The organism is Sphaerisporangium sp. NPDC088356, assembly GCF_040685555.1.
Classification (GTDB): Bacteria; Actinomycetota; Actinomycetes; order Streptosporangiales; family Streptosporangiaceae; genus Sphaerisporangium.
Map to the genome: position 1 here is coordinate 20721 of NZ_JBFBIK010000091.1, position 10605 is coordinate 31325.

Sequence of the window (10605 nt, forward strand, 5' to 3'; positions counted from 1 at the left end):
TCATGTGACGCTCGCGAGGCGCGCAGAGGGATTCCTACGGTGAGGCCATGGCCACAGGGAGATCCTTCAAAAACGGCAGCACGCCGACCGTCGTGCTGGTCCACGGCGCCTTCACGGACGCCTCGAGCTGGACGGGCGTGATCGCCGAGCTCCAGGCCTCCGGGATCCCCGTGACCGCGGCGGCCAACCCGCTGCGCGGACCGGCCACCGACGCCGCCTACCTCGCCGGCGTCGTCGCCGCGATCGACGGCCCGGTCCTGCTGGTGGGCCACTCCTACGGCGGTGTGGTCATCACCCTGGCCGCAGCCCAGCTGGGCAACGTGGTCGGGCTGGTCTACGTGACCGCTTTCGCCCTGGAGGCAGGGGAGAGCGTGCTGGACGTCACGGGCCGCTTCCCCGACAGCCTGCTGGGCCCGGCGCTGCGGTCGGCCGTCTTCCGCACAGGCGATGGAGAGGAGGCCGTGGAGCTGTACCTTAAGGACGGCCAGTTTCCTGCGGTGTTCGCCGCCGACCTGCCCGAGCGCCTCACCTCGGTGGCGGCCGCCGCGCAGCGCCCCATCGCGGCTGTCGCGTTCGAGGAGAGCTCTCCCGCCGCGAGCTGGAAGACCCTGCCGTCCTGGTACGTCGTGGCGACCGCCGACCAGGCGATCCATCCCGCCGCCCAGCGTTTCATGGCCCAGCGCGCCGGGTCCGACACCATCGAGGTCGACGCCTCACACGCGATCGCGTTGTCGCAACCGGCAGCCGTGGCCGGCCACATCCGCACCGCCGCGACCGCGACCCAGGCGGTCAAGCACACCCATCCGGCATAGAGGAGCAACCGATGACCGCACCGACCACTCCCGTCATCTTCATCCACGGCCTGTGGCTACACGCCACCTCCTGGTCCTCCTGGACCGAGCTGTTCACGGCCGCCGGCTACGACGCGATGGCCCCCGGCTGGCCGGGCGACAGCGAAAGCGTCGAACTGTCCAGAAAAGACCCCGACAGCATCGCCGACCACGGCATCGACGACGTCGTCGCCCACTACACGGAGATCATCAACGCTCTGGACGTCAAGCCGATCCTGATCGGCCACTCCTTCGGCGGCATGATCGCCGAGAAGCTGCTCGGGCAGGACCTGGCCAGAGCCGCGATCGCGATCGACGCCGCACAGATCAAGGGGGTGCTGCCGCTGCCGCTGTCGGCGCTGCGCTCGACCCTGCCGGTGTTCAAGAACCCGGCCAACAAGCACCGGGCCGTCTCCCTCACCCTCGACCAGTTCACCTACGCATTCGGCAACGCCATCCCGGCTCAGGAGGCCGCCGACCTGTACGAACGCTGGACCATCCCCGCGCCGGGCAAGCCGCTGTTCGAGGCCGCCGCCGCCAACTTCTCCCCCCACTCACCCGCCAAGGTCGACACCGGCAACAACGCCCGGGGACCGCTGCTCCTGATCGCCGGCGGCAAGGACCACACTGTCCCCGAGACCGTCACCAAGGCGACCCTCAAGCAGTACCGGGACTCCACCGCGATCACCGACTTCCAGGAGTTCCCCGACCGCGGCCACTCCCTGACCATCGACCACGGCTGGCGTGAGGTCGCCGACGCCTGCCTGACCTGGCTTACCAGGAACGACCTACAGACGAGCTGAAAGCGATCCGCAGCGTTGATCGCCATCACCGGTCAACGCTGCGGACTGTGCCGCAGAAAGGGATGCCATGGACTTGAGACTGCAGGGCAAGGTCGCGGTGGTGACCGGTGCCAGCAAGGGAATCGGACTGGCCATCACCCAGGCCCTGGCCGAGGAGGGCGTCCACGTCGTCGCCGGATCACGCCGAAGCACACCTGAACTGAAAGAACTGGGCGGAAGGGGAAGTGTGCAGGCGATCGAGGTCGATCTCGCCACCACCGCGGGCCCAGCCCACCTCATCGCCGCCGCGCTGGCACACGGACGCCTCGACATCCTGGTCAACAACGTCGGCGCGGTCGCGCCGCGCCTGACAGGGTTCCTGAACGTCACCGACGAACAATGGCTGCACAGCCTGACGCTCAACCTGATGGCGGCGATACGCACCACCCGCGCCGCGCTGCCGACCATGCTCGCGGCCGGGCACGGCAACGTCGTTACGATCAGTTCGGTCAACGCCTTCCTGCCCGACCCGGCAGTGATCGACTACAGCGCCGCCAAAGCCGCCCTCACCAACTTCTCCAAAGCCCTGTCGAAAGAGGTCGGGGCCCACGGCATCCGAGTCAACACCATCAGTCCTGGCCCGGTCGCCACGGACCTGTGGCTCGGAGACGAAGGCGTCGCCGCGACCGTTGCCCGCGCGAGCGGCGCTGACCCGGAAGCGGTGGCCAAGCAGACCGCCGCCCAAGCCGAGACCGGCAGGTTCACTCACCCACACGAGATCGCTGACCTGGTACTGCTTCTGTCCAGCGACCGGGCGGGGAACGTCACCGGCAGTGACTTCGTCGTCGATGGAGGACTTACCAAAACCCTGTGAACCTCCCGCCTTCCGCAGCATCTGGCCCAAGCCGGGCGCACCGCGCCCGAACTGCAGGCCAAGTCCCGCCACCAGCACCTGGCCAGCCTCGGCCGCTACGTCCGCCTCGGCGAAGGGACCTCCGCCCGCGTCACCGCCGAAGCCGACCCCGTCCAGCGCCGCCGTCCCCGCTGAACCGACGATGGAAGGTTGTTGTACAGCCTGAGCTCCGTGAGCGCGGCCGGGCCGCCGAGGCTCTCGGGCAGCTCGTCCAGCCGGTTGTCGGTGAGGTTGAGGTACCGCTGCCGGGAATCGTGGCGCCGCCGTTTCGCTAGGAGCCAGGGAAGGCGGAGCGGTCGACGCCGACCTCGCGGGCCGCGGCGATGCGCGCGTGCTCAAGGAGCCGCTTGCGCGACAGCACGGAGGGATGCAGCGTGTACCGGATGATCATCCCGTCGAGCATGCTGTCGAGGCGCTCGGCGGCGCCGTGCGGGTCGTCGCAGGTGAACTCGCCCGAGTCGACACCGGCCTGGATGACCTGCTCGACCGAGCCGATCCACGCAGTCTCCAGCTCCAGCAGGATGTGCTGGACGACCGCCTCGCGAAGGCCCGCCGCGAAGGCGTCGATCCACAGGATCCAGCTCTGATCGGTCCGTGATCGCGGGATGTAGAACCGGAGGACGCGGTCGAGACGGTCGACGGCGGGACCGGAGCCCCGGACCAGCTCCTTGAGCCGGGCGACCTCGGTGTCGATGGTCGTCCGCAGCATCGCGGTGATCAGCTCGTCCTTGGTGGCGAAGTGGTAGTGGATCAGCCCGCCACTGACATTCGTCGCCTTGGCGATGTCGGCGACCCTGGTGCTCGAGATGCCTCGCTCGAGCACCACCCTCCGCGCGGCCTCCAGCAACTCGGCCCGGCGCTGATCCGCCTGGTCGGCCCGGCTGCCGCGTGTCCCCTCGGCTGTACCATCCGCACTGCGCACGGCCTGAATCCTACCCGAGCGCCCCCCACCCCCGCGGCTTACTGGCGATTCAGTCAAACCGGGCACTTCTGAACCCACCACACGCCACTCCCCCTGGCACGTGGGCGATACGGAGGAGGAGCGGCCGCGTGAGGCTTTGCCGGGTTGGTCGCCTACTTGCCCAGGGCGCCCTGGAGGTCCATGACGTGGTCCTGGGTCTGCTGGAGCAGCGGGCGCAGGGCTTCGGCGACGTCGGGGAGTCCGAGTTCCACGGCCTGGCTGACCCGCTCGCGGTAGCGCTGGAGCTGGGTCTCTTCGAGCTCCAGGTCGAGTTGGAGCGCGGCGGCGCCGTCGGGCACGCTCGGGATCTCGGGCACCGAGACGGACGGGATGCCACCGAGGAACGCGATCTGCCCGGCCAGCGTCGTCGCGTGCTCCAGCTCCTGGCCCAGGTGGGCCTTGAGCTCCTCGATGATGCTCTGGTACTCCGGCCCCTTGACCGTGGCGGTGTGCTGCGCGTACTGCACGATCGAGCGGTACTCGCTCTCCAGATCCTCGTTGAGGAGGGCGATGAAACTGTGCTGGTCCACGCTTGATCATCCTTCCGTTGCCTGTAGAGATGCCCTCCTACCCCCTATCGCCATGACAATGCGACTCCGCCGGCGTCGGCGATGAGCCGCCGCCGGCGTTCGCGGGAGCCGGCCAGGGCGGCCGTTAAGAGCTTCCGCCGAGGACGGCCATGGCCGCGTTGTGGCCGGGGATGCCGCTCACGCCGCCCCCGCGCCGGGCGCCCGCCCCGCACAGCAGGATGCGCTCGTGCTCGGTCTCGACGCCCCAGCGGCCGGTGTCGGCGGGGTCCTCGGCGAACGGCCAGGCCAGGTCGCGGTGGAAGATGTGGCCTCCGGGGAGCCCGGCCTCGTTCTCCAGGTCCACGGGGGTCTTCGCCTCCAGGCAGTACGACCCGTCGGGGGCGCGCAGCAGGCAGTCCTCGATGGGCTCGGCCAGCACGCTGTTGATCGAGGCCAGCGTGGCCGCCAGCGCCTCACTCCTCGCCTTTTCCGGATTTTTCCGGAAAAGGCGAGCGGGCATGTGCAGGCCGAACAGCGTCATCGTCTGGGCCCCGGCCTCCCGGAGCGAGGCCCCGAGGATCGAGGAGTCGGTCAGCGAGTGGCAGTACACCTCCGCCGGGGGCAGCTCGGGGATCACCCCCGCGACTGCCTGCTCGTACGCGAGCGCGAGCTGGTCACGGCCCTCGTTGATGTGGAACGTGCCGCTGAACGCCTCGACCGGGTCCACCGAGCCGTCCTTCAGGCGGGGCAGGCGCGACAGCACCATGTTGATCTTGAGCTGGGCGCCCTCCGGCGGCTCCTGCGCCCGGCCGAGCAGCCTCGCCATGACGGCGGGCGGCGTGTTGACCAGCAGGTGATCGCCGGTGACGGTGTGCTCGGCGCCCTCGGCGTCGCGGAACACGACCTCCCCGCCCGGGTCGATCGACAGCACCTCCATGCCCGTGCGGATCTCCGCGCCGCCGCGCCGCGCCGCCTCGGCGAGCGCGCCGCTGACCGCGCCCATGCCCCCGACCGGCACGTTCCAGTCCCCGGTCCCGTCGCCGACCACGTGGTAGAGGAAGCAGCGGTTGGCCAGCAGGTCCTCGTCCGGGTCGGCGAAGGTGCCGATCAGGGCGTCCGTCAGCACCACGCCCCGCACCGTGTCGTCACCGAACCGCTCCCTGGCCACCTCGCCGATCGGCCGCTCGAACAGGTCGCGCCAGGCCTCGCCGTCCGCCACCACCTCGCGCAGCGCCGTACGGTCGCGCAGGGGTTCGAGCAGGGTCGGCGCCACCCGCTCGGCGACCCGGGCCGTCTGCCCGTAGAACCGGTTCCAGGCCGCGAGGTCGCCGGGCCCGCCGGTCACGGCGGCGAAGGAGGCGGCGGTCCGCTCGGCGTCGCCGTTGTCCACGAGCAGCCCGGTGTCGCCCACGGGCGTGTACGAGGCGTAGCGCCTGCGCCGCAGTTCCAGCTTCACTCCGAGATCGGAGACCACCTTGCCCGGCAGCAGGCTGACCAGGTACGAGTAACGCGAGAGCCGCGCCTCGACCCCGGGGAAGGCCTGGGCGGACACGGCGAGACCACCCACGTGGGAAAGTCGCTCCAGCACCAGCACTCGGCGTCCCGCGCGCGCGAGGTAGGCGGCGGCGACCAGGCCGTTGTGTCCGGCACCCGCGATGACGGCGTCGTAATGCGAACGGGGCATGACAAAGGGTCTCCTAACCCGGACAGTACGGTGAGACGGCACATCAGGGGAACAATCCCCCTGGAGCGTACATACGGAGAGGACCCAGAGCGAGCATGCACATGACCGGCCCCGGCAAGGCGATCATCCAGACATCCGAGGAAGTCACCGAGGCCCTCGCCACGGGCGCGCCCGTGGTCGCGCTCGAAACCACGATCATCTCGCACGGCCTGCCCCAGCCCCGCAACCTGCAGGTGGCGATCGAGCTGGAGGAGCTGGTCCGCGAGGCCGGAGCCGTGCCCGCGACCATCGCCGTGCTCGACGGAGTTGCCCGCGTCGGCCTCGACAAGGGCATGCTGGAGCGCGTCGCCACCGAGCCCGGCCTGCGCAAGCTGGGCTTCCGCGACCTGCCCGCCGCCGCCGCGCTGTCGGCCAGCGGTGCCACCACCGTCTCGGCCACCGCTTTCCTCGCGGCCCGCGCGGGGATCCGGGTGTTCGCCACGGGCGGCCTCGGCGGCGTGCACCGCGAGTGGACGGCCGACCAGGACGAGTCCGCCGACCTCGACATGCTCTCAAGGACGCGGATCACCATCGTCTGCGCGGGCGTGAAGTCGATCCTCGACGTGCCCGCCACCCTCCAGCGGCTGGAGACCCGGGGCGTGAGCGTGGCCGGCTACCGCACGAATGAGTTCCCCGGCTTCTACCTCCACACCTCCGGGCTGGCCGTCGACTGGCGCCTTGAGACCCCCGCCGAGGCCGCCGCCGTCATGCGGGCGCAGGACGGCCTGGGCGGGCCGGAGACGGCCCTGATCGTGGCCAACCCGGTGCCGGTGACCGAGCAGCTCGACCCCGAGCTCCACGACCGCGTGCTGGCCGAGGCCCTCGCCGCCGCCGGCCGCGAGGGGATCACCGGGCAGGCGATCACTCCCTTCCTGCTCGACTTCCTGGTCAGGGGCACCGGCGGGGCCTCGCTGGAGGCCAACCTGGCCGCCGTGCGCGGCAACACCCGCCTGGCCGGGCGGATCGCCGCCGAGTGGGCCTCGTCGCCCTCGGTGGAGAGCTGAGTGAGTGGTCTGCTGGTCATCGGTGACGTCGTCACCGATGTGGTCGCGCTGCACCACGCGCCGGTCGCGACCGGCACCGACACCGCCGCCGACATCGTCGTACGCCCGGGCGGCTCAGGGGCGAACACCGCCTCCTGGGCCGCCCACCTTGGCGCGGACGCGCGGATCCTGACGCGAGCCGGGTACGACACCGGCCCCTGGCACATCGCCGAGCTGCGCGCGGCGGGCGTCCGGCCGCACGTACAGGTGGACCCGGCCCATCCCACCGCCGTCGTGATCGCGATGGTCGACGTGACCGGCGAGCGGACGATGCTGACCAACCGGGGCGCGGGCGGGCGCATCGGGCCCGGTGACTGGGACGAGGACCTGCTCGACGGCGTGAGCCACCTGCACGTCTCCGGATACACGCTGTTCGCCGAGCCGGGCCTCGAACTGGTCCGGCTCGCCGTACGGGCCGCCCTGGCACGGGAGGTACGGATCAGCGTGGATCCGGCCTCGACGGGATTTCTGCGGGATTTCGGCCCGGAGAGATTCCTCCGCGAGACGGCCACCGCGACGATCATCATCCCCAACCGCGACGAGGCGCTGCTCCTCACCGGCGAGACCCGCGTCGAGGACGCGGCGGCGGCGCTGAGCACCCGGTACGGCATGGCCGCGGTGAAGCTCGGACGGGGCGGAGCGCTGCTGACGGCGGGGGGCCGGGTGGTCCACCGGGCGCCCGCGGTGACCACCCGGGCGGTGGACTCGACGGGTGCCGGGGACGCCTTCGCCGCGGGATTCCTCAGCGCTCTGCAACTGGGTGACTCTCCGGAGTCAGCGCTGGAAGCGGGCTGTTTGGCGGGCGCGGAGGCGGTCACCCGGCTGGGCGGCAGGCCGGGGTCTGCGAGCGGTGTCCACTCGGTTACAGGCTCCGGGATCGGCTAGCGGCTATGTTCTCCCTAGATGGCGCTAATTGATAGCCTCCGGCGTAAGCTGCACCATTAGCAACATGCGTCACACTCGGGAGGATGCGGTCAGCCGATGGACGCCGATTCAATGATCTGTCTGAGTGATCTGGTGCCGGCCCTGCGCTGGAGCCGCCCTCAGCAGATCGCCGAAGTGCTCGCCGACCCCCGGCTTCCGAGCGGCTGGTGGGCTTCGGTCGCTCTCAGTCGTGCTCTCGGCACGACCGGTGTCGACTGGCTCTGCGACAGGCTCTCACGGCTGGCGGTCAGCCGCTGGGACCACCTGGCGCTGATGGACGTGCTGCCCGCGCTCCAGGTCCACGTGGTGGATCCGGGGCTTCCGGGCTGGCCCGAGCCCGCGCGCTCGGCGATCAGCGGCATGGGCGGATGGCAGCGCCTGCGCAGGCTCACCGCCGCCGACCTGCGGCTGCCCACGGTCCCCGCGTCACCCGAAGTGATCATCACTGCCATGTTCCGGGAGATCCTCGGCCGGGTCCCGGCGATCGCGCCGCAGGTCCCCGGTCCCGTCCCCCCACAGCTCGCGCCCCCGCAGCTCGCCCTGCCGCAGCCGGCCCCGCCCGCCACGGCGCATACGGGCCCCCACCCGGCGCAGGCGGGCGGCCCCCGCCTCGCGCCGCCGACAGGTCCCCATCCCACCCAGCCCGGTGCCCCCCGCACGGGCCCGCACCCGGCGCAGCCCCCGGTGGACGGCGTCCCGCAGGCACCGGGCCCGTTCCGTGAGGCGCCGGCCCCCGCCGCCCCGCCGCCCCTGGTTTCCGACAACCCGCTCGTGAGGCTCGTGGACGCGGTGTTCCGCGAGTGGACGCCGCTGGAGCGGGCCGTCGCCACCGAGCGGCTGTTCGCCGAGGAGCCGATCAGCCTCCGCACCCTCGCCCACGACCTGCACGTCGACCGCGACGTGCTCTCGCAGGCACAGCGGGCCGCCGAGGAGCGCGTGCTGCAGTGGCTGCGCTCCCCCGAGTCGACCGCGGTGACCGGGCACCTGTTCCGCCTCACCGAGTGGCTCGGCGTCGCCGCCACCGAGGACCAGCTCATCGGGGCCGACCCCGCGCACCCCATCGAGGTCCCCTCGCTCGGCACGCCCCTGTGGCGCGTGCTGGTCGCGCTCATGCGCGACCGCCGCCTCCAGGACGGCTGGCTCGTCGTCGGCGACCTCGTCAGGCTGCGCGAGCGGACGGCCCAGCTGCTGGGCGACAAGACCTCCGGAGAGGACGCCGCGGAGCTGCTGGCCCAGGTCGGCATCCGCGCCCACTCGGCCCAGGCCTGGATCGACGCCCTGCCCCGGGCGATGACCCGGCAGCAGGAGCCGCCTGCCACCAACGGCTTCACCCCGCTCCCCCGCCGCACGCCCGGTGCCAACGGCCACCAGATGCGCGGAGGGCTGCCGGTCCCGTCCGTGGCGGACAACCTGCCCGACGCCCAGACGGCCCTGGCGGCGCTCACCGCGCTGTCCGGGCCTCCCCGGCCGCACCTGGTGCCCGAGCCGCGCGCCGCGACGCACGCGCCGCCGCTGCCGAGCCCCGCCTCCGACCCGCGCCGCTGGCAGCGCATCGACGTGACCAGCGAGCACCTGCGCGGCGAGCCGGTGCCCGTGCCCGAGGGGTACGCCACGCAGCTCGGCATGCGCCCCGGCACGCTGCTGTCGGTCACCGGGCCCGGGGACAACGCCGTCGTGCTGGTCTGGCGCGACCGCCAGCCGGTGTTCGACTCGCTCCAGCCGGTGCTGATGCGGCTCAACGCCCGGCCGGGCGACGCGATCTACGTCACCGTGGACGGCTACCGCCTGGACGCCCAGCTCACTTCCTGAGGCGTCCGGGCGTCGTCTACGGGGCCACGGGCGGTTGCTCCGCCTTGAGCACCTTGCGGTAGTACGTTCCAGCGGACTCGTACTTCAGGGCGCTGAAGGGCGGGCCTCCACGGTGGGGTGAACGCAGTCAACTGATCCGGCGCATCGGCTGCCCCGTTAGGCGGGAGATGGTCTCGAAGTCGTTGTCCGCATGCAGGACGGTGAGCTTGTGATGTCGTGCGACTACCGCTACGAGGAGGTCGACCGGAGATGCGGATTGATGCCACCCCTTGTCTGCGAGGTCGCGCTGCAACTCGCCTGTCTCGTCCCATGCCGATTCGGGGAGGACGTAGTAGGGGAAGGTCTCCTGGAGCAGACTGTCTGCTTCGTAGAAGGCTGGTCGGCCGCCGACAGCTCGGAGATACTCCTGCTTGACCGGCTCACAGATTCCGACAAGCCCGGCAGAGACGGTCTGATCCCATTCTGTACCAACCTGACCGCGGTAGAAGCGGATCAAGGCGCTGGTATCTACGAGATAGAGCTCCGTCACGCCACGGCCTGCTGTGTGCTGGCGTCCTGCTCGATGCCCGAGAAGTCGATCTCTCCCTCGGCCACCATCTCACGCATGCGCGCCACAGCCGCTGCCCGTCTGCGTCGGTCGACGATCTCGCGTAGGGCAGCGTTGACGGTGTCTTTCTTGGAGGAGGTGCCGAGCAACTTCGCGGCCTCTGCCAAGGCCTCGTCGTCAAGGTCGATCAGGGTCTTGGTCATGATCTCGCCTCTCCGTATATATGAATGGAGATTAGTATATCAACCGGCATCGATCTCCAGTGGGCTCGCCGCTCCAAGAGGTCTGCGGCTTCGTCAAGATGCAGGGGGGCGGCGGCCACAAGGAGGAACTCCGGCTGTTGCGAAGTGAGAAGATCGGCGTGCGTTTCGACGACGGTGCGCCAAGCCCGCCTACGGGGCGAAAGCGTCTGGTTCACGTACTTGACATCCTCCCCCTCGTAAACGAGGGGGATTCCCCACGGTCACCCGCGGGGGTTCCTGCTTCGTCGCCAGTCGCCCGCCGGGAGAACTCCCCTTGAGGTCTTACACCGGCTCCACAGGCGTTTCATCTCTCCGCAAGCCC

At 70.7% G+C, this 10605-nt stretch carries 11 protein-coding genes; 6 read left to right on the top strand and 5 right to left on the bottom strand.

Annotated elements, in window-relative coordinates; all coding sequences use genetic code 11:
* The first annotated feature begins 47 nt into the window (after positions 1–47).
* From AB0O34_RS26920 to AB0O34_RS26930, 3 genes are all read left to right on the top strand, one after another.
* The gene (locus tag AB0O34_RS26920) at positions 48–812 is read left to right on the top strand and encodes an alpha/beta hydrolase (protein WP_363919913.1); all 765 of its coding nucleotides are present in this window, start codon (positions 48–50) and stop codon (positions 810–812) included.
* Positions 813–823: 11 nt separating this feature from the next.
* Positions 824–1633, top strand: coding sequence for an alpha/beta hydrolase (locus tag AB0O34_RS26925; protein ID WP_363919915.1), 810 nt, complete (start codon positions 824–826; stop codon positions 1631–1633).
* 67 nt (positions 1634–1700) lie between these two features.
* Positions 1701–2486, top strand: a complete 786-nt coding sequence (locus tag AB0O34_RS26930; protein WP_363919917.1) for an oxidoreductase — start codon at positions 1701–1703, stop codon at positions 2484–2486.
* A 310-nt stretch (positions 2487–2796) separates the two neighbouring features.
* On the opposite strand, the gene AB0O34_RS26935 is transcribed toward AB0O34_RS26930, so the two are convergent.
* The 3 genes from AB0O34_RS26935 to AB0O34_RS26945 form a co-directional block, all read right to left on the bottom strand.
* Positions 2797–3447: a TetR/AcrR family transcriptional regulator gene (locus tag AB0O34_RS26935; protein ID WP_363919919.1), complete on the bottom strand. Its 651-nt coding sequence runs from the start codon at positions 3445–3447 to the stop codon at positions 2797–2799.
* Positions 3448–3599: 152 nt separating this feature from the next.
* Positions 3600–4016 (bottom strand): ferritin-like domain-containing protein, encoded by a 417-nt coding sequence (locus AB0O34_RS26940; protein WP_363919921.1) that lies wholly within the window; start codon positions 4014–4016, stop codon positions 3600–3602.
* A gap of 124 nt (positions 4017–4140) precedes the next feature.
* Positions 4141–5679 (bottom strand): NAD(P)/FAD-dependent oxidoreductase, encoded by a 1539-nt coding sequence (locus AB0O34_RS26945; protein WP_363919923.1) that lies wholly within the window; start codon positions 5677–5679, stop codon positions 4141–4143.
* Positions 5680–5774: 95 nt separating this feature from the next.
* Between AB0O34_RS26945 and AB0O34_RS26950 the strand changes: the two genes are divergently transcribed.
* From AB0O34_RS26950 to AB0O34_RS26960, 3 genes are all read left to right on the top strand, one after another.
* Positions 5775–6722, top strand: coding sequence for a pseudouridine-5'-phosphate glycosidase (locus AB0O34_RS26950; RefSeq protein WP_363919925.1), 948 nt, complete (start codon positions 5775–5777; stop codon positions 6720–6722).
* Positions 6723–7646 (top strand): sugar kinase, encoded by a 924-nt coding sequence (locus AB0O34_RS26955; protein WP_363919927.1) that lies wholly within the window; start codon positions 6723–6725, stop codon positions 7644–7646.
* A gap of 96 nt (positions 7647–7742) precedes the next feature.
* Positions 7743–9494, top strand: a complete 1752-nt coding sequence (locus tag AB0O34_RS26960; RefSeq protein WP_363919929.1) for a hypothetical protein — start codon at positions 7743–7745, stop codon at positions 9492–9494.
* A 127-nt stretch (positions 9495–9621) separates the two neighbouring features.
* On the opposite strand, the gene AB0O34_RS26965 is transcribed toward AB0O34_RS26960, so the two are convergent.
* Positions 9622–10023 carry a PIN domain nuclease gene (locus tag AB0O34_RS26965; RefSeq protein WP_363919931.1) on the bottom strand — a complete coding sequence of 134 codons (402 nt, stop codon included), beginning with the start codon at positions 10021–10023 and terminating at the stop codon, positions 9622–9624.
* The gene (locus AB0O34_RS26970) at positions 10020–10244 is read right to left on the bottom strand and encodes a type II toxin-antitoxin system VapB family antitoxin (RefSeq protein ID WP_363919933.1); all 225 of its coding nucleotides are present in this window, start codon (positions 10242–10244) and stop codon (positions 10020–10022) included. Before AB0O34_RS26970 ends, AB0O34_RS26965 begins: the two co-directional genes overlap by 4 nt.
* Positions 10245–10605 lie beyond the last annotated feature (361 nt).